Origin of the sequence: Bartonella sp. AA56HLJMS (genome assembly GCF_042197145.1) — a bacterium.
Lineage (GTDB): Bacteria > Pseudomonadota > Alphaproteobacteria > Rhizobiales > Rhizobiaceae > Bartonella.
In genome coordinates this window covers 1-21,840 of record NZ_JBHIRL010000019.1, presented here as the reverse complement: position 1 = coordinate 21,840, position 21,840 = coordinate 1, and the positions used below count along the sequence as shown (strand labels likewise).

General features: G+C 37.7%; 8 protein-coding genes, 2 tRNA genes and 1 pseudogene. 6 read left to right on the top strand and 5 right to left on the bottom strand.

Annotated features, from left to right (window positions below):
* Window positions 1-370 precede the first annotated feature (370 nt).
* The 3 genes from ACFINI_RS08270 to ACFINI_RS08260 form a co-directional block, all read right to left on the bottom strand.
* Window positions 371-3,052, bottom strand: coding sequence for an autotransporter outer membrane beta-barrel domain-containing protein (locus ACFINI_RS08270; protein ID WP_375647613.1), 2,682 nt, complete (start codon window positions 3,050-3,052; stop codon window positions 371-373).
* A 1,173-nt stretch (window positions 3,053-4,225) separates the two neighbouring features.
* Window positions 4,226-7,354 carry an autotransporter outer membrane beta-barrel domain-containing protein gene (locus ACFINI_RS08265; protein WP_375647609.1) on the bottom strand — a complete coding sequence of 1,043 codons (3,129 nt, stop codon included), beginning with the start codon at window positions 7,352-7,354 and terminating at the stop codon, window positions 4,226-4,228.
* Window positions 7,355-8,031: 677 nt separating this feature from the next.
* Window positions 8,032-15,045, bottom strand: coding sequence for an autotransporter outer membrane beta-barrel domain-containing protein (locus ACFINI_RS08260; protein ID WP_375647605.1), 7,014 nt, complete (start codon window positions 15,043-15,045; stop codon window positions 8,032-8,034).
* Window positions 15,046-15,243: 198 nt separating this feature from the next.
* Here ACFINI_RS08260 and ACFINI_RS08255 point away from each other — a divergent pair, with 198 nt between their 5' ends.
* The 5 genes from ACFINI_RS08255 to ACFINI_RS08235 all read left to right on the top strand — a co-directional run bounded on the left by ACFINI_RS08255 (window position 15,244) and on the right by ACFINI_RS08235 (window position 19,090).
* Window positions 15,244-16,194 (top strand): siderophore ABC transporter substrate-binding protein, encoded by a 951-nt coding sequence (locus ACFINI_RS08255; protein ID WP_375613669.1) that lies wholly within the window; start codon window positions 15,244-15,246, stop codon window positions 16,192-16,194.
* A gap of 103 nt (window positions 16,195-16,297) precedes the next feature.
* Entirely contained in the window at window positions 16,298-17,254 is a 957-nt protein-coding gene (locus ACFINI_RS08250; protein WP_375613670.1) for an ABC transporter permease, read from the top strand.
* Window positions 17,255-17,321: 67 nt separating this feature from the next.
* Window positions 17,322-18,197, top strand: coding sequence for an iron chelate uptake ABC transporter family permease subunit (locus tag ACFINI_RS08245; RefSeq protein WP_375638712.1), 876 nt, complete (start codon window positions 17,322-17,324; stop codon window positions 18,195-18,197).
* The gene (locus ACFINI_RS08240) at window positions 18,194-18,952 is read left to right on the top strand and encodes an ABC transporter ATP-binding protein (RefSeq protein WP_375647600.1); all 759 of its coding nucleotides are present in this window, start codon (window positions 18,194-18,196) and stop codon (window positions 18,950-18,952) included. The genes ACFINI_RS08245 and ACFINI_RS08240 overlap by 4 nt, the downstream gene beginning before the upstream one ends.
* Before the next feature lie 64 nt (window positions 18,953-19,016).
* Window positions 19,017-19,090 (top strand) — tRNA-Gln (locus tag ACFINI_RS08235).
* A gap of 1,588 nt (window positions 19,091-20,678) precedes the next feature.
* On the opposite strand, the pseudogene ACFINI_RS08230 reads toward ACFINI_RS08235, so the two are convergent.
* Together ACFINI_RS08230 and ACFINI_RS08225 are read right to left on the bottom strand one after the other, a co-directional pair.
* Window positions 20,679-20,768, bottom strand: a pseudogene (locus ACFINI_RS08230) (DNA adenine methylase); the annotation flags it as partial.
* A gap of 332 nt (window positions 20,769-21,100) precedes the next feature.
* Window positions 21,101-21,283 (bottom strand): hypothetical protein, encoded by a 183-nt coding sequence (locus tag ACFINI_RS08225; protein ID WP_375647596.1) that lies wholly within the window; start codon window positions 21,281-21,283, stop codon window positions 21,101-21,103.
* 368 nt (window positions 21,284-21,651) lie between these two features.
* Here ACFINI_RS08225 and ACFINI_RS08220 point away from each other — a divergent pair.
* A tRNA-Gln gene (locus tag ACFINI_RS08220) sits at window positions 21,652-21,725 on the top strand.
* Window positions 21,726-21,840: the final 115 nt, after the last annotated feature.

Here is a 21,840-nt window from a genome sequence, read left to right as displayed (position 1 = left end):
ATAATTTAAAATACGTTTTGTATTTTATATATCCACCCTATATTTTATGTAAAGCCAGAATCCCAAAATATCACAATTTAAAATTGTATTATTTATAAAAACGCGTAAAAATATAGATAGAAATAAAAATTCCACCCCAAAGCAGTGATTTCAAGAGAATTTAATAAAAATAAACTCAAAGAAGAAAAACAGCATAAGAAGCAAAAACTGCAAACCAGAAAGCCTTATCTCGTTTCTAAAAAGAAACAAACTTGCTCATGCAAAAAAAAACATTTTTTTAAAAAACTTATTTAAAAAGTTGCAAACAAATAATAAAAAACCACAAGCTATGCTTGTGGTTTTTTAAACAACTTACCTCAAGGTGATCATCCTAAAAACGATAGCGCAATCCACCAGAAAAACTGATTCCAGAAAAACCACCTTTACTCAACTTATGCTGATAAACCAAATCACCATGAAGCGCAAATTTTTGAGACAAGCGAGCATTAAGACCTAATCCAGCCTCTAGAGAAGAACCAAAAGCCCCTAACTGGAAAGAATCTTTAAAGCGCACAGACCTTTCTTTTCCAAAATCATGGGCAAAATGAATCTTTCCATAAAAAGAAACATCACGATCTTTTTCAGACGCAGTAAGAGTCTTTATCAAGCGACCACCCATACGCACCATCAATTGATCAAGTTTATCCATCTCAATATTAAAATTATCAATATCGCGGGCCTCATTAAATTGAAGATGCTGATAAACAACCTGAACCTGTGGATCCAAAACAACACCTTCATATCCTGTGGCAATTTTCTGACCACTCATCAAGGAAACACTTAAAGGGTTACCCTTCAATGTTGCCGTTTTACCCCGCGCAGTTGTCAGAACATCTCCCTTAAACAGACCATAAGATAACAAACCATCAACATAGAATCCTACATCATGCTGCATACTGCCATAAACTGTAGCAGTCCATTTATCAAATGTACTTTTTTGGCTTTGTGCAACATCTCGAGGTTGTAGAGAAAGCTTTCCATAAGACCCCATCACCCCAAAGGATATAACACTGTCAACATTTTCAACAGTTTGTAGCAAAACACCTGTCTCTAGTGCATAGTACCCTAGATCTCCCCCATAACCATATTCAAGCGCAGATAAATCTGAGGCATAACGATAACTTCCACCATAGCCACGCAAAAATGAAGCAGGATTTTCACGAATTTCCAACATTCCACTAGGATTAGTCCGTACTGTCTCTAACTGCTTGTTTTGATTGCTGATATCCATTAAACCAGCATGGAATAAACTATTTGGCAAAAGCAGATAAGTTGGAACCTGAGGCACAACAACCTTAACGCCTTGCCTAGAATGATGCTCACCACCTAAACCAAGTTTAGAACTCTGAGTTAATCTAAATGTAGTATCAGAATCAATAAATCCATTTTCGAGGCGGAAATCCCAAAAATCTCCTTCACCTTCGACTAATCTTTGAGACGCACTCGCTCTTCCTAATTCAGAGTTTGGGCCATAAGCATGAAGCCTATATTGGTAAGGTAGACCGTCCAATGCAATATAATCACCATCCAACAAGAAAGAATCTTTCTCCGCTATTCCAGAAACCTGAATAATCGAGATACCTTTGTCATTTCCATAACGCTCCGTACCACCTCCAGGACTTCCTGAAACACCATGCACATGTACTATCGTTTTTCCTTCAATATCACCATGGATTAAAAAACGATCCGTTTTTTGATTCTGAAGAGCCCCCCCCTTATTCAAATAAGTGTTGAGATAAAGATGTGCATTACCCTGTGCTTTATAAACTTCACCTGTTCCTCTCCCAACACGAAGGGTTTGATAGCCATCAACTATGTTAGTTTCTGGTTGTTCAAAAATAATAGAACTATCAATAAGATGTATTAATGAAATTGATGAAACACCTATAGAACTAGGAACTTGCAAATTTTTATTTTTCGGTCGTGATAAAATCCATTTTGAATCACCTCTCAACCGAAATTCAGCAGAAGAACTTTCATCAACATGTGTCCCCCCTACAAGTGTAGAAGCATCCACTGAAACCTTCACAAAAGAGCCATCCTCAACCTTCAGTAATAAATCTCCAGAAAGTTTGGAATTATCCAACAGCCTAACAACACCACCAGATCCTCTGCTATAAATAGCCGCACTCTTTGGAACTGTAAAAGAGGTTCTTGTCAAGTCAACAATCCCTCGTACGGGTAAGTTCGTTTTTGGAAGACTTCCGAACATCTCTTCCTCACCCGCAAAAATATAAAAAGAATAGGGATACTCGTGATCTTTCATTTCCTCATTTCTGTCTCCTAGTCCCTCCCAAAAACGCAACCCATAAGACGTATTACTTTCTACCAAAACCGTAGAATCCACGATAGTTATAAAGACACCCTTCCCATCGATATTATTCCCATGCATTGAAAAACCATGAGCATTGGCTAGATTAACTTTACCTTTCTCAAAATGGATAAACCCATTAGACGCATGAAAAGCTGAATTTTCATTATGGTCATCTATACCCATCCCCTGACTACCTTGTTCGGTAATAGAACTACTCCTTAAATCGACCTGTCCCCAATTTTTTATTTTAACTCCGATACCCTTTGTAAAGTTAATCTCTCCTCTTTCTATAATCACTTGTCCATATTCACTCGCCACGACCCCATACTTCCAAAAACTTTCTTTTGAAATAACAGCACTTGAAGCATCCTTAACAGTTATATTTTTCCCTAAGAGAAGCGTTTTTCTTCCAGATGCTTGTATAGCAACAGTTTCATTCGTATTTTCATCAGTTTTTTGATAATTTTTATTGTAAAAGTAGTGTTTTTTACCATCATTACACCGATAAAATTCACTATTCATACTACATGAAAATTGATCCTGATTATTTTGTGTCTTACCATTAACGCCAGAACGATCTTGTACCCCAGTATTAACAACAGCACCACCTTGAACCGTAGCATCAACATTGTGTGCACAAAAAAGAAATGCTGTTGTAAAAGTACATAAGGAAAAACGATTTTTAAATAGATTGACCATAATTACACCATAATTTTGCCCATAAAAGTAATACGTAATGTATCAAAAAACTTAACAAAGAGAAAAAATTAATACGTTTTGGATTAACTGCGCAGATCTTATTAATGCTTTTTGTGTTTTATGTAAATATGGAATTTAAAAGTTACTAAAAATACAGTCTAAATCTATTTTTTTATAAGGGATTTGCAAAAATATAACTGAAAAATTAGAGAAAAATCATCTTTAAAGTTGTTATTTAAAAGCAGCTTTAAGGGATTTTTGTACATTAAGAATGCCTATTTTAACTGTTGTTTAATCAATACCCAAAGCGTGTATAATTAATATTCGAGATAAATATTATATTGAAACAATGGGCACTCGTAAGCAGACAAAACTGAATATATGCCAAAATTGAGAAGCAAAGCTATCACATACAGCTGTTTTAGGCAGTATTTATGGAAATACGAACTAATTTAGAAAGAGGAGGAAAGTGTAAAAATTAAAATCTGTTCCGATTTTTCCATCTCTTTTCAACATTTTAAAATATTCAGAGCCGTATCTAAAAGGTGAAAATGACATATAATTTTATCTTTTTATTTATCACATTCTTTAAAGAAAACGCATTTTCAAAAAATAATACGTTATTTATGTTTCTAATCCACCAATTTTCTCAGATATATTTCATATTTCCATCTCCATTTCATAACGGCAGCAGATATAATATCAAGTTTATCGGATACAGCCCTCATTGCGCCTGAGTAGCATCTTTGTCTTTGTCAATTTCTAATATTGTAAATCCTCTCCTCTTAACATAATCCCCCAAATTATATTGACTCCTTTCTTAAACGATTATCCACTTGCTAATCTTACATATAATAGACAAAGGAGTGCTTTTTATGGATTCATCATAAGAGCATTGAAAATATTTCAGCGCCCTAAATTAAAAAATATCTTTATAAATCAAAATATTATAAATAGTACAATAATCACTCTGAAATACGCATTTTGAAACAATAACGTACAAACTCTTCAGACTTTTCAAAAAAATGAAAGAAGTCCAACCTAAAAGCATATTAAAGATATGCAAAGTCATACTCTCGTAAAAATGCTATAACACAAGATGAATAGATAATGAGAAAAGCCACAAGTACAACTTGTAGCTTTTTGAAAGATTAATCAAAAACAGGAACAACACTAGAAATGATAACGCAATCCACCTGAAAAACTCGTTCCAGAAAAACCAGCTTTCGTTAGTTTGTGCTGATAAACCAAATCGCCGTAAAGCGCAAATTTTTGAGACAATTGGGCATTAAAACCTAATCCTGTTTCTAATGAAGAACCAAAAGCACCTAGCTGGAAAGCATCTTTAAAATGCACAAATTGTTTTCCTTCAAAACCATGAGCAAGATGAAGCTTGCCATAGAAAGAAACAACCTGAGCCTCATCAGTAACGACCAGCCTCTTTGTTAAACGCCCTCCAACACGCCCTACCCACTGATGAAGCTTTCCTAAATCAATATCAAAGCCATCCACATCACGCACCTTATTAAATTGAAGATATTGATAAACAACCTGAACTTGCGGATCAAAAACAAAACCGTCTTCCCCCACCATAAACGTTTTACCAGCAGTCAATGAAGCACTTAAAGGGAAACCCTTTAATGTTGCCGTCTTGCCACGTGCAGTTGTTAGAACATCACCTTTAAACAAGCCGTAAGACACAAGACCATCAACGTAAAAACCTGCATCATGCTGCATACCACCATATGCCGTAACTGACCATTTATCAAATGTACTTTTTTGACTCTGCTCAACATTCAAAGGTTGCAAAGAAAATCTCTCGTAAGCCCCGATAATTCCAAAAGAAGTGGAACCATACATATTTTCGATTGCTTTCAGCAAAACACCTGCCTCTAGTGCATTATAATCAAACTCGCCGCCATAACCATATTCAAGCGTGGAAAGATTTGAAGTATAACGGTGATTGCCGCCATAACCGCTCACAAAAAAGAGAGGATTTTCACGACTTTCTAATAAGCCCCCAGAAGTAATTCGCAAAGCTTCTAACCGCTTATTTTGATTGTTAACATTCATCAAACCAATATGACGTAAGGCATTAGGCAAAAGGAGATAAGTCGGAACCTGCGGAACAACAGCCTTAACGCCCGGCTTAGGACGAGGATGAGGCTCCGGAGCTGGTTCTGGAGAAGGTTCTGGTCCCGGAATTGGCTTAGGAGCAGGATCTGGTTTAGGTTGAACATCAGAATCTATAGACCTACTTTCAAGGCGAAAATCCCAAAATTCCCCGTTACCTTCAACTAATCTCTGATCCATACTTGCTTTTCCAAACTCAGATTCTGGACCATAACTATAAAGCTTATACTGATAAGGTAATTCATTTAAGGCTACATAACCACCTTCCAACTGAAAAGAATCTTGCTTTGCTTCTCCAGAAACCTGAATGATTGAAATACCTTCAGCATTCCCCCCCTTTCCCGTATATCCTCCTGGACTTCCTGCAACTCCATGCACTTGGAGCTTTGTTTTTCCCGAAACATCACCATGAATTAAAACACGATCAGTCTTTTGATGATTAAGAGCACCACCACTATTCAGATATGTATTAAGGGAAATAGAGGCACCTTCCCGTGCTCTATAAACCTCACCCTTTCCCTTTCCAATACGAAGAGTTTGATAATTATCAACAGAAGAAGATTCATGTCTTTTAAAATTAATAGAGCTATCACCCATAAGACTAACGAGTGAAATAGAAGAATCATGTGCAGCCCCATGTTGATCTTTTTGCAGCGGTTGTTGTAAAATCCATGTAGAACGACCTCCTAAATAAAGTTCGGCATTAGAGTCTTTATCAACGTGTGTGCGACCTTCAAGCGTAGAAGCATCAGCCAAAACGATCACAGATGCCCCTTTCTCAGCTTTTAATAAAAAATTCCCTGAACGAAGAGTGCTTTTCATCAAACTCACCGCACCAGAAATAACATTGCTGCCATAAAGAGCGGTATCGTCTTCAACAGAAAACTCTGTTGTATCCAAATTAACAACTTCCAATCGTGGTGGAGCTTTTTCTTCCTCTAATGAAATCTCTTCTTTTTTACCTCCACCTTCGCTCCATGGCTTCTCTCCCTGAAAATAGATACCATAAGATCCCTCACCCTTTACTGTAATAGAAGAAGACTTAAAGTTAGCCTCGGTCACATAAAAGTTATTCGATAAATCTTCAGTTTCATCTTTTGAGTCAGAGCGTTCTGGTACAACACTAAAAGGCTTGACGGGATTTTCTAATAATATACCATGTGCACCCTCAACCTTAATAGTCCCCCCTGTAAACTCAACACGCCCCCCTTCATCCATTAAAAAAGCTGCATCATTTTTGTCTTTGTGGCCCTTTCCAGTAAGAGTGACACCATCGAGAATCACCGTCCCTCCCAACATCGCAGAAATCCCATGACTGTTGGTAAAGTTAACCTCCCCACCTTCCACCCAAATATCTGCCCCGCTATAACTGGAAAGACTTGCCTTCCCATCACGCGTATTAACTTTTGCACCCTCTAAAATAACCAATGAATTCCCCACAGCTTCAACAGCCCTATCACTGTCCTCTATAATCCCCTGCTTTACCTCAATGATTCCATTATGAGCAAAAAGAGCTAACTTTGTATTTTTAAGCGTCGTTTTTTTCAAAACAATCTTTCCATCATCGGATACAGCCACACCACGCAAAAAAGATTTATCAGAAATTTCACTGCTAACAGTTACATTTTCTCCATCAACTCTGGACCCTATCCGCTTCACCGTTATAGCAGTAGGATCATCAGGATAGTTGGAAACATTTTCGTTCGTAATTGTATAAGATTTATTATCAATTTTAGATTCCCCGCAATTATCGCATATATAATATAATCCACTATAGTAATAAAACCCAGGATTTACTCCTCTTCCATCAGAGTCTGCATCTTTAACAGAGTTATCTACATTATCCTTATGTCCATTCCATCCATCCACTCCACTCAGCTTACGATAGTCACTCCCCCCACGAATACCCTCATCGTTATTGCCAACATTAATCATATTAGAAGGGTAATAATTATCCCCACTCTCTCCACTAAGAGGAAGCTTATGCTTATTATTCCCGCTAAGATAAGGAGAAGAATTAGTAGAGACAACTGGGATAACCTTTATAACATAAGGTTTACTATCCTTCCCCTCTGCAGCCGCATACACTTCTCTTCCATTTTGAAGCAAAGAGAGGATAGCTGTTGTACAAGCACATAAACATACATGATTTCTAAAAACTTTAATCATAGTTCCCTCGAAACTTTCCTTCCCCTCTCATTAAAAACAAAAGCACTTACAAAACACCCCCTTGCACACCTCAAAAATACGAAAAGTGTAACAAAAGAACATGCCTCATGCTTATTTGAACTGTGCAATGAATTATCCCAATAAATTTGGCAAAAGCTCTACGCTAAAAACCATCTATAAGAGAATAACAACAAAACACAATTTATAAGTGTATAATGCATTCTGTATTTCGTGTAAAGAAAAAATGAAACCAGTACGTGCAATTAATTAAAAACACAATCTAGCCTTGTGAACTTTAAAAATTAATCCACAAAGAGATGAATGAAACAATGATTTAAATCCGTAAAAAACAAACTCTCAAAAACGAGCTTTAGAAAACATCAAATATTATATTAGATAATATCAATACAGTATCAAAAAGGATCACGTAACGCATACCGGTCTGCTGAACGCTTAAAAAGCCGATAAAAGCGAAGCACTCTATCGCATCAGTAGCAGCATAAATTTTAAGAAAATTCGCTTTAGCGGAGAAAAGTGCTCTCATACACAAAAAAACTATGTTTTTTTTTGCTCAATCAAGAAGACGAAAATCTTTTAAAGACAACACAAGTTGTTACAAAGAAAAAAGGCAGCACAATGTGCTGCCTTTTCTAAAAAGGTACATAGTGTACCTTATATTAAAACTGGTAACGTATTCCTCCGGAAAAACTTGTTCCCGAAAAACCAGCCTTATTAAGCTTATGTTGATAGAGAATATCAGCATGCAGAGAGAACTGTGGCAACAATTTGGCATTAAAACCTAATCCAGCCTCTAGAGAAGAACCAAAAGCTCCTAACTTGAAAGCATCATTGAAATGCACAGACTGTTTTCCTTCAAAACCATGAGCAAGATAAAGCTTACCATAGAAAGCAATAGCATTCACGCCTTCAGAACCTGTAGGAATCTTGGTTAAGCGTCCACCAACACGTGCTACCCACTGATTAAGGTTACCCATTTCAATATTAAAATTGTCGATATCACGGGCCTTATTAAACTGGAGATGTTGATACACAACCTGAACCTGCGGATCAAAGACAAAGCCCTTATATCCTGTCATAATTGTCTGACCACCAGCTAAAGAAACACTCAAAGGATTACCTTTTAATGTTGCTGTTTTACCCCGTGCAAGGGTGAGAACATCACCTTTGAACAGACCATAGGATAAAAGACCGTCGACATAGAAGCCAACATTATGCTGCATGCTACCATATACCGTAACAGTCCATTTATCAAATGCACTCTTCTGGCTTTGCTCAACATTCACAGGCTGCAGAGAAAGTTTTCCATAAGTTCCCATAACGCCAAAGGATATAGCACTATCAGCATTTTCAATAGTTTGCAGCAAAACACCTGCCTCTACACCATTATAACTAAGATCACCTCCGTAACCATATTCAAGTGCGGACAGATCTGAAGCATAACGGTAACTTCCACCATAGCCGCGCAAGTATAAAGCGGGATTTTCACGAACCTCTACCATTCCTGTAGAAGTCATCCGCAACGTCTCCAATTGCTTATTTTGATTGCTAATATCCATTAAACCAGCGTGGAATACACTATTAGGCAAGCTGAGATAAGTTGGAACCTGTGGAACAACAGACCTTACAAATTGTTCAGGAAGGGCAGCAGATCCAACAGACTTAACATACTGATTTTCTAAACGGAAATTCCAAAATTCTCCACCATCCTTAACAAATTTCTGCTGAACATGCTCCTGTTTCGAAGTCGCTTCTGGAGCATAAGCATGAAGGGTGTATTTGTAAGGTGAGTTTCTCAGTGCAACATAATTGCCATCGAGTTGGAAAGAGTCTTTCTTCGCTTGACCATAAACCTGAATAATTGAAACACTATGAGCAATCTTGGCATTCGCTTTACCATCTCCTACATTGCCCGCATCACCTCGTACATGTATTTTTGTTTTTCCAGAAACATCACCATGAATGACAAGCCGATCAGTGACTTGCTGATCACTCCGATCACGAGGATTTAAACGTGCATTGAGATGAATTACAGCATTACCCTGTGCCGCATAAACAGTTCCTTTCCCATTTCCAATATGGAGAGTCTGATATTTTCCTTCAGATTCCGAAGGTGCAAAATCAATAGCACTATTTACAAGACTTACAGAAGAAATGCATGAATCCACACATCCTGAATCTAGAGCCCCCAAATTCCTCTGTGCACTTCTTTTTAGAATCCACTGTGAATTATTAGCCAAGTCTAATTTTGCATAAGAATTTTTATCAACGCGAACACCGCCTGTAACAATAGAATTATCAACTGAAACCAATATGTTCGAATCATTCTCAGCTTTTAATAACAAGTCACCAGCAAGAGTTGTTTTATTTTCTAATGAAACACGACCACCAGAATTATTACCATAGATAGCTATACCATTTGCAACTTCAAAATCAGTTTTTTTCAACGAAACTGTCCCTGTTATGCCTATAGGCGTTTTTTCCTGTTTGGACACAGTACTCCGCTTAACAACATTTGTTTTCTCAGTTGTTAAATCCTGACTTCGATTTTGTTGACTCGCTTCCTTCTGTGTTCCCCCATCAAAATATATGCCGTAGACTCCGTCACCTTCCACTTTAACAGTAGAAGACTCGATATTTACGTGATTCATAGTAGGACGAACGTCAGAAGATCTCCTTCTCCTGGAAGAGCCGGTCTCAACCACATTATCATCAGACTTTATAATCCACAAACCATGAGCATCAGTAACAACATTTCCATTCTTAAAATCAACAGAAGCATTATCACTCACCAAAAAAGCTGCACGTCCAAATTTCTCTGTAGAATTCGACTTTCCTGCTTCCTTTTTCGCAGTAATATTAACTTTGTTTAATCTTACACGTCCCCCAGCTTCTGATCTCACAGCCACTCCATTTGTCAGCATAACCGTTCCAGAGTCCATAGTTACCTCACCAGCCTGACTCGCCAAACCAGCCACAGCTAAATCCCCCGTTACGTTAATTTTCGTATCCTTTAAATTAACAGATGATCCAGAACCCGCCAAAGCGCCTACATAACGCGCATTGACTGTTCCAGCATGCATTGTAACCTTCCCGCCACTTTGCGCTTCAAGCCCAATCACAGAAGAGGTAATTGTTGATTTATTATCCAAAACAACTTCTGCCCCCTCTTCTGCAAGCACAGCACTCACGGCATATATTTCATTAAAATCAACATTATTTTTGCTATCAGAAAAATCCGCACCACTAATTGTGGCTCCCTCTAACTTAATAACCGTATCCTGATTTTTTGCATGCATAGGATGCTGAGTTTTATCACTTACCTTCAGTGTCTTCCCTGTTATTGTCCGCGATTTACCATCTCTACACAAATAAGTAGTCTGTGATCCCTTCTCACCATTATTCATATCATCACATGTAGAAGAAACCGTTTCCTTAGGAGAAACATCTCCATTACCAGTACGACTAAGCATAAGAACACGCCCAACAGCTCTAGAAGATACAGCAGATGTCTCAGAAACCACAGGAGAAGAAGCATTCGCAGAAGCCCCATTAGAAGATATAACAGCTATCTCAGAAACCACAGAAGTAGAAGGCTGCATAGCAGAAGCTCCATTAGATATAGCAGGTATCTCAGGAGCAGAAGGCTTCATAGCAGAAACTCCATTAGAAGATATAGCAGATATCTCAGAAGTAGAAGACTGCACAGCAGAAGCTCCATTAGATATAGCAGATATCTCAGAAGTAGAAGGCTTCATAGCAGAAACTCCATTAGAAGATATAACAGCTACCTCAGAAACAACAGGAACAGAAGCATTCATAGCAGCCTTCATAGCAGCAGCTGATTTTATAGGTGATGGCCTCTTAGATACAATATGATCCCCAGGTGTTACAAAAATTTCATCGGCAGATATTACAGGTCCTCTACCTGTATCAGATCTCCCACTTAAATTAACTCTTGGAGGTACTAAAGGTGCCAAATTTCTGGATAAAGAAGGAGTAACAGATGATGGAGATGGAGTAACAGGTAAAAAGGTATGCACTACAACCTCAGATGTTTCAGATTCCGTAAAATCTTCGTCATCATCATCTTCATAAAATTCGTCAGATGTTTCAGATCTCAAAAGTGAATTGCCTTGAACAGAGACTACAGATGCAGATTCCCCAGATACAGGAGGAGTTATGGATTCACTATTTACTTCACCAGCACCAGTATCAGCATTAGTATTTATTGCAGTTTCAGTAGAAGCATCAGTAGAATCAACTGCAACAAGTGGCTTAGCCTTAAAAATAAGTTGAAAATTAGCAGTAGCAGTATAAGCAGAAACGAGAGGTATAAAATATTCATTTTCTAAACGAAAATCCCAAACACTTCTACTATTTTTAAGTAATGTCTTATCAAAATACTGCATTTTCGGAGGAGTAGTTGGACCATAAGCACGAAGAACATACTTATAAGGTAACCCTTCTCGTGTAATATAATCACCTTTCAGCTTAAAAGAATCCCTCTCTGCATTTCCAAAAACCTGAATAATTGAAATGCTATGAGGTGTATCCTGACTTTGTGATATACCATCAGAAGTATCATTCACAACTACCATTGTTTTTCCAGAAACATCACCATGAATCAACAATCTGTCAGATATTTGAGAATTTTCTGTATTGCTAGGCATCAAATTTGCATTGAAGTAAATTGTAGCGGCAGAAGCAGCACTATAAACTGTTCCATCCCCATCTCCTATGCGAAGGGTTCGATACTCAATATCTTTATTAGATGTATTTTCATTTTTCAAAGAAGTAAAAAATCTAACATTACTATCTACAAGATTCATAGACGAAAGACATGAATCTACACAACCCGTATTTGAATTTTCCAAACTACTATGCAGATTCTTTGTTAAATACCACTCTGATCCCCCAGATAGAAAAAGCCTAGCTTGAGATTTTTTATCAACGTGAGCTCCCCCCATGACGATAGAGTCTTCAACAAAAACCGACAAATGCGACCCCTCTTCAGCTTTCAACACTAAATCACCCGAAAGAGTTGAGTCATCTTTTACAACGACGTACCCATCCAAACTGTTACCATAAATGACCACACCATTAGGAACTCTGAAAACCGTATTTTTCAAAAGAACTGCATGCAAACTATCTCCATCATCTTTTATTCCACCCTCTCTCAGATTTTGACCTACATTTTGACCACTTTCTTGTCTCACACTCGTTTGATCATTTTTTCTCCTCACATTCGAAGGTATATCACCAAAAAATACACCATAAGACTTACCTTCAACTTTAACGGTTGAATTTTGAATATCAGAAACTATTAAGTTGACAACTCTAGAGTTTGCATCTGGCTCAGACGCCACCACTGCAGAATCTCCAGCGCCAGCTCCAGATGGTGCACTAGTACTTCCAGAATCTGCACCGCTTCCTAAAAAATTCTCTATAGGGAATAAAGCCTCAAAATACGCGGAACCAATATTATTAAGGACAGCGCCATCTCTAGATTCAATAGAGATGACCTCACCAACGAAAGAATCACTATTAGCGTCAGAATCCTGTTGCGCATCATTGCCATCCTCACTCTCCGCTTCTACTCTATTAGAAGCTCCAGAGATATTATTCTTAAAGCTATCACTTACCAAAAATGCAATAGTATTAGGAGCTCTAAGTTTTCCATTTTTAAAGGAAATAGTACCTCCAAGTGACAATAAACCTATATTCGTCTCCGAAGTACCAACTTCTGTAGTTTTTGGTTCCTCAGCAACATTGATAACCGTCCCGTCTAGTAGAACAGTCCCCTCTTTTGTAGAGATAACTCCTATTCCACCCTCTTTCACGGTAATTGCTCCAGACCTCATCTCGATAACGGATGGACCCAAACTAACTAAACCGATTCTTTTAACATTAATATCTACATTCTCTAAAACAATCCACCCATTATCACTAGCAAGAGCACCTATATACGCATCTCTGATTCCTCCCCCCACCATTGTGATCTTTCCAGTCTCTTCAGCCCGAAGCCCAATAAAAAAACCCTGAATATTTGAGTTTTTCAATTTAACCTCCGCACCCATATTTGAAGCAGAATCTCCGACATATACACCAACATAAAGCGGATCATGAATATATAAACTACCTATGTTCTCTATACCTACTTTATAATCCTGTATACCTACTGCAGATAAACTTTCAGAAAGTTCTTTCCCAATATTCATACTTTCAATGGATACTTCGTCCAAATTAACAACTACTTTCCCATCATCAAGGGGAGATTCCACATTTACAGCGCTCTCACCTTGATCCGCTATAATAGTCCCCCCTATTAGAGCATATACTCCCGACTGATCACAGGAAATAGATCCATATATTCGCTGATCACCATTGAGTAAATCAGCCAATCCTTTACCTGCCTCCACAGAATCTATAAATTCTAGAGCCCCAACACCATCACCAACCGGTGTAGATACACTCACACCAGGCACAAAAAGACCTGCTCTATCAGGTGTTAAAGAATCCAATACAAAACTTGATATACCTGGCATACCAATAAGACCATCTGCACTCGCTTTTTGTACTCTTAGCGCCTCTTCCCCCACTGGAAAATATGTTTCAGCTAAACTATCTTTTTTCGGAATATTAAATAATGTCCAAACATCTACATTTCTTGGAACATCTAGTAATCTAACTAACTCTCCACCTACTCCACTTGGCACACCTGCATGCCCCTCACGTGCTCTCTTCCCACTTGCTATTGCTGTTTTTGCTTCTTTTGCCTCCACATTTTCTGCTCTTGTTGCTCTTGCCTTCCTAGTGGATACACCGCCTGTACCTGGAACACCTGGCATACTATTCAAAGCACCATTTGATATAGTACCTGGACCAACACCTGGAATAGCAGGCAGATTCGTTGTATCTGCCCCACTCGCAACACCTGATATAGCCTTTGGTCTTTGTTGACTTACAGTGTTTAATCCTCCTCCTGCTATATTACCTGATAATAAAGTATCTTGTACAAGAGCTAATGAGCCATCAAAGCCAGCTGGTACACCTGCTTGCGGCACATTTACTACTGTTTCCATCCTAGTAGATAAGACGCCTGAACTAGGAGTAGATAGGACACCTGAACCTGGGACCCCTGGCACAGCACCTGTACCACTCGCAACACCAGGTACTGCACCTGCACCACTCGCAACACCAGGTACTGCACCTGCACCACTCGCAACACCAGGTACTGCACCTGCACCACTCGCAACACGAACACTACTATCTGCAACATTCCGTATCATGCCAGGAACAAAAATATTATTCTTTCTAGAATGACAAGCACTAATAGGTCGAATATGATTTAAAACAGGCACAATCTGAGCCTGAGCCTGAGCCTGAGCCTGAGGCTGAGCCTGAGGCTGAGGCTGAGGCTGAGGCTGAGCAGAACCACTACCAACAGGATTACCGACTCTAGGTTCTGCTCTTCCAGAAACCTCCACTCCTCCGGGTGGTGTTATAGCCCCTGTGCTCGACCCTCCAATGAAAGAGGTAAATGATGATAATGAAGGAAGGAATGATGAGAACCAACCATTCCCCATAGAAACATCTACACCTTGTAAAAAGAAGAAAGCACTTGTTGTCAGTGCGTACAAACGTGTACGCTTTTTAAATACATTGATCATATGTCAAACTTTCTAAATAATGTTGCAAAAACACTAGAATTAAGTGAAAATGAGGTAAGTGAACGATTTGTAACATATGTCAGTCAACTTTACAACATAGTGTTATTTATTTACGCTTCATTTTGTGCATAAAAATACCAAAGTTAAGTTTTTAAGTGCGCAAACCTTTGTAATATTAGATAAAAGGATAAAATCACGATGATAAAATATATGAAATGGATGACTTCTGTTTTACTGGTTGCAATTAGTTTTGCAACGATTTTGTGGACTCATACGAGTATTGCAAATACCAGTACCCAGACAAATGTAACGATTGATCATGTTTCAGGAACGACTTCTGTTCCCACTTCTCCGCAAAAGGTTGTTGTGTTTGATCTTGCCTCGCTAGATAATATGAATCGCCTTGGTATCCAAGCAGTTATCGGCCTTCCTGAAGGAAAAAAACCTTCCTATCTGCAACAATTTGACGATGCAAAATATGAAAGAATTGGAACCGTTTTTGAGCCAGATTATGAAAAAATTGCCACTCTTCAACCCGATTTGATTATTATTTCCTCCAGAACTCAAGCAAAATATAAAGACTTATCCAAAATAGCCCCAACAATTGATCTAACCGTAGAAAACGAAAATTCTCTTGAAGATATAAAACGAAATGTGTCTATCCTTGGAAAAATTTTTGGTAAAACACAAGAAGCAGAAAAGGAAATTGCAAAAATCAATGAAGCTTTTGCTGAAGTCCGTAAAAATACCCAAGGAAAAGGCACCGGGCTCATACTCATGACCTCTGGTGGAAAAATCAGTGCTTTCGGACCAAAATCACGTTTCGATATTTTTCACTCCGCTTTTGGAATTGCCCCTGCAACCGATAAACTTACCGTGCAAAAACATGGACAACTCATTTCTCCTGAATTTATTCTTGAAACCAATCCTGATTGGTTGTTGGTGATTGATCGCGATGCAGCCATTGGACGGGAAGGACAATCCGCAGCACAATTGCTCAACAATGAGCTTGTTCACCGCACAACAGCAAGCAAACAAAACCAAATTATTTATTTGGACTCTTGGAGCTGGTATCGTGCAAATGGTGGTTTAACGGCGCTCATTGAAACCGCACAGCAGATCAATGAAGCCTTTACAAAGAGCAAATAAGCGCACGAAAGAGCTTGCTTGCTATATAAATAAAATTTAAAAGCAGAGGTTGTTTATTAAGCAGTCTTTGCTTTTTGTAGATTTTGTTAGAAAATGATTTAACGTGAAGAATTACTGGATAACCATAACACTTCTAATTTTCCTGTCTATCCTCAGCATTTTTGTTGGTTATTCTGATGTCACACCTTCTAACCTTTTCGCAGCCGATCCCCATGCGTGGCTTATTTTTTGGCAAACACGTCTTCCTCGTACCATTGCAATCCTTTTAGTAGGCGCAGCACTTGCACTTTCAGGCATGATTATGCAACTATTAACACGCAATCGCTTTGTCGAGCCATCAACCACTGGAACCATTGAATCTGCTTCCCTTGGCATTCTTTTTATTATGATTTTTTGGCCCGATATTCCTGTTTTAGGAAAAATGGTCGTTGCGACAATTTTTGCCATGGTAGGCACTTTACTTTTTATGTTTTTATTGCGACGCATTCCTCTAAAATCTGCTCTCATTGTACCCCTTACAGGGATTATGCTAAGCTATATTATTGGCTCTTTAACCAATGCCATTGCAGATTATGAAATGTTACTTCCTTCTCTTCAAGCTTACTTATTTGGCAGTTTTTCGATGGTTCTTGAAGGAAAATATGAGCTCTTATGGCTATCCCTTCCCCTTTGTATTCTGGCCTATTGTACTGCTGATCGCTTTACGGTTGCAAGTTTGGGAGAAGATTTAACCAATAACCTTGGATTGAATTATCGTGTTGTCATGTTTTTTGGTCTTTTTATTGTCGCCTCAATCACTGCTGTTGTTGTCTGTACCATTGGCCGTATTCCTTTTGTTGGGTTGATTATTCCAAATATTGTTTCAAGTTTCATGGGAGATAATATGCGCTATACCGCTCCTTGGGTGGCCATCAGCGGTGCAGGATTGGTCTTGATTTGTGATCTTTTAGGACGAATCATTCATCCCTCTCTTGAAATTCCCATCAGCACCATAATGGGTGTAATCGGTAGTTTTATTTTTATGATACTGCTTTTACGCTGGAGAAAGCGTCTTGGATAGAAGAAGAAAAACAATATGTGTACTAACAACACTTATCATCATAGCATGCACTGTCATTAGTCTTTACATGACGTGGAACATCAATGTTTATACATGGAAATTTCGTCTTACAAAACTTTCCTCTTTGCTTCTTATTGCCTATGCAATAAGCGTTTCCACGGTTTTATTTCAAACAATCGTTAATAATCGTCTTCTTACTCCTTCAATTATGGGATTTGATCAGCTTTATATTTTAATAAAGACTGCCCTAATGTATTTTGTAGGCTCTCTTTCTTTGCCCTTTTTGAATGAAGAAGGACAGCTTGTTCTTGAAGCCCTCATTCTTATCCTTTTTTCAATAAGCCTTTTTCGCTGGCTCTTTTCAGGAAGCCTAAAAGGACTTCATTTAACGCTTTTAATCGGTGTTGTTTTAGGCGGATTTTTTTTCAGTTTACGGATGTTTATGCAATTGCAACTAAATCCAGACCAAATGATGAATTTAACGGATATTATGTTTGCAAATTTTAATAAATTTAATACACCGTTAATAGGCTTTGCCACAATCATTGTCTTCATTGTGAGTCTGATTGGATGGCATTCCCGTCATCTTCTTGATATCTTGGCTTTAGGACGTGAAAATGCCCTCAATCTTGGCGTTAATTACCACAAAAGTGCGACAGCTGTCCTTATTTTTATTTCCATTCTCGTATCCATTTCCACCGCATTGGTAGGCCCCGTCACCTTTTTTGGACTGTTAGTTGCCAACCTTTCCTATGAACTTTCTCCTCAAGCAAAACACAGTGTTGTTGTTCCAATTGCAATATTATTGGCTATTATTTGTCTGGTGGGTGGACAATTTATTTTAGAACAAATTTTTCATATGGCAGGACGTTTAAGTTTTATCATTGAGTTTTGTGGGGGAATTGTTTTTTTAATGTTACTGATGAAGGGAAAACTAAAATGATTGAGATCAATCATCTTTCCAAGGCTTACGGAACACGATTGATTATCGATAATTTATGCCTTCATCTTCCAAAAGGGGGGATTATTTCTCTGATTGGCCCCAATGGTTCGGGAAAGTCAACTCTTTTAATGCTGATAAGACGTCTTTTGCCACACCATAATGGTACAATTCATATCGACGGCTTTGATATTGATAAAATGCCCCACGATATTTTGGCTCAAAAACTCTCAATTCTGCGTCAAGAAAATCCTTTGTCTTTTCGCTTAACCGTGTACGATTTAGTAAGTTTCGGACGCTATCCTTATTCAAAAGGCTGGTATACACATGAAGATAAACAATTTATCGACAGTGCGCTACGCTATCTCGGCTTACAAGATTTAAAAGACCGTTTTTTAGATGAACTTTCTGGCGGTCAGCGTCAACGCGCTTTTATAGCCATGGTTATCTGCCAAGACACTGATTATCTTCTTTTAGATGAACCATTAAATAATCTGGATATGAAACATGCGGTTTCTATGATGAAGCAATTACGCCGCACAGCTGATGAATTGAAAAAAACCATTCTTATTGTTATGCACGATATTAATTTTGCCTCATCTTACTCAGATATGATTGTTGCATTGAAAAATGGGAAAGCGGCCTATTGTGGGACTCCAAAAGAAATTATGCAACCAGAAATTCTTAAAGACATTTATGATGTCGATATTCAAATCAAAACAATTAATGACATCCCTATCGCTCTTTATTATCGATAATCATAAAGATTTTTTGCGCTTGCATGCACTATAGAATCTACTAGGGATAGTAAAATTAGCTTATTGGGGAATAGTTTAATGGTAGAACAGCGGACTTTGACTTCGTCAATCTTGGTTCGAATCCAAGTTCCCCAGCCAGTATTTAATGCCAGCCAGTATTTAATGATTGTAGCTTGTCATCGGGTTTTGTATAATTTGAAAGCAGATTTTGCATCAATTTATTTTTTCAAAGGATCTTCAAAAACTTTCAAGGGTTATTTAAAATCCCTTTAATGCATATTTTCTCTTCCTCTAAAAATTGCAATTTGAGATGATAAGCTCTTGAGCCGGTGCGGATTCTTTGAACCACATGTATAAGATGTGCCAACCTCTTTTATCTTAAATTGGCTAAAGATTTTTCAGATCTGAGACACATCATTGAGAGAGAAGAATTTTTCTCTTGCGCAAGCAAAACAAACATTGTCTGGTAATCCTCTCGCAAATAAATCCTTTCCATAGTAATACACGTATATCTGGCTCTGTTTACGGGAAAGCCTTATCTAATAGCTACAAACCTATCTAAAGAGAGAATTCAAAAAAGAAAGCCGAGCCAAATGATATGACGCGGCTTTCAGATATTGATTATAAGATTCAAATGAATCATCCACAATGGAGTAATAAATTCATATATACAAAACGTATCATATTGCAAGTGCTCTATTTAGAAATATGAAAACTTATCAAAAAAAACGTAAATGATAGCTATGATTTGATATCATTCATTAGCATTATAGAATCTATAAACGCTTGGTAACTTTATCAATCCAATCAAAAGAAAATGCATCTTAAATGAATGTCTTCTCAATAAGGCTTTCATAAGTATCTTTTCATTTTGCACTCAAATGTAACTTCTTTGCAAATTAACCAGCTCAAATTTGAGTTGGCAAAATTAACCAATCCAATTTTGGAGGCGTTATCTTTAGAATAGCCATCTTTAAACATTATAGCTTTTGACTCAAAATTGAATAAAATCCCATACCTTAGATGTTACAATGGTTTTAAATTTTGCTGCCTCATTTTTTTCAATAGGTGCCTCCAAAATTTGGGGAGCACTCATTTGGTTTCATATTTTTAAACTGTAACTTTTAAACGTTTTTTCTCACTTGCTTGCGTTATATCATTAAAAGGCTTTCAATTTCATAAGACATAACATTGTGATTTTCATTCTATATTGTGATGATAGTATCTATATAATGCCTGCCTATCATTTACTAACTTTTTAGTAAGTGTTTTTAAAAATGATCTTGTCTTTAAATCCTTTTATGCAATCTTTATGAACTAAATCTATAAGCTTATGATAGTTTCAAACGATTATTCCTTTTAAGGTTACACTCAAATAAAGAGCAAAACACATCCATTCTTAAACGTATACAATTTATGTTATCGATAATTCCAAACGACTGAAATTTAAAACAATGTGATTTGTGCTATAATAAAAACGTATCATAAAATTTATGACCTGTTATGAATGATAACCGCTTTTCATTTCATTTGAATGCACCTATGCGTTATAGTATTTGCATCATGATTTGCTTTTTATAGTCTATACATCCATGGCAATCTTATATAAAAAATGATCAATTCAAACATGCATAAAAGTAGGGCTTCTTAAGTGGATTCATATAAAATAATTGTACTTAATATATTGATTTTATTAGTTTTTATGTACAATGCCTTTTTAACTTCATAAAGATATCAATTTCCTTGTAAAGAATATTCCTCCCATTCCAATAAAAGGCTCAATATAAGTGCGATGAGGGATAGCTTCTATGATTTTACAAGTACTGATCGCTGGCCATGCAATAACGCCGACTGATGTCCAAGCCAATTAGACCGCCTGTGGAAACAGGCAGGTTGTGGGGCTGAATATAGTGGAACAGCACCGAACGGATAAGCCACGCGTCGTAAGTAAGCCTCTTAGCTTGCATAGCTTATAGGTTTTGGAAACAGACAATTATTATAATTCAGGTATTATAATTCAGACAATTAAAGATCAGATCTCAAGCTTTTTAATCCAGTGGACAAACACGAATAATATGTCCGTCTGGATCTTTGATTAGGAAGGTACGTCCAAATACATCAGTATACGGTTCCTTCAAAACATTTATCTCAACAGTGGTTTGCCTCTTTCCATTCCGCATAGAGCTTATCTACGTCCTCTCCAGTAGGCAACATAATGCCGATTTCTGAAAAACGAGGTGCATTTTCCTCAGGCGTATCGCCCCCAGACCAGAGAGCAAAGAGAGCATCCCCCGAAGAAGCAAATGCAACATAGCGTAGCGAGGTAAACACAGGTTCTTTCCTGAAGATGAATTTGTAAAAAGCCGTAGAATACTCTATGTTTGAGACGTATACCAACTGTAGGTTTGGGGTAACAGGATAAGTAGGGATATTACTCATTAATTCTCTATGATTTAGTAGCTGTTGCCTGACAGGCATATACCTATTAGAGAATATTTCAACAAGAGTTTGTGATGCCTCCGTTCGCGGTGTGCTCTATTTATATGTTTTTATTCGCTTATTGCTATATGCTAAAATATTGAGACCGCCACTACTGGGATTATAATGATATCCCTATCGCTCTTTATTATCGATAATCTAAAGATTTTTTGCACTTGCCTACACTATAGAATCTGCTAGAAATGGTAAAATTGGCTTATTGGGGAATAGTTTAATGGTAGAACAGCGGACTCTGACTCCGTCAATCTTGGTTCGAATCCAAGTTCCCCAGCCAGCTGTTGTAGCTTGTGTAGCTTGTGTAGCTTGCCAGCAGGTTTTGTATATTTTGCCACTAGGTTTTGTACCAATTTATTTTTTCTCAAAGAGTTTTTAAGGGGTTCTCAAAGGGT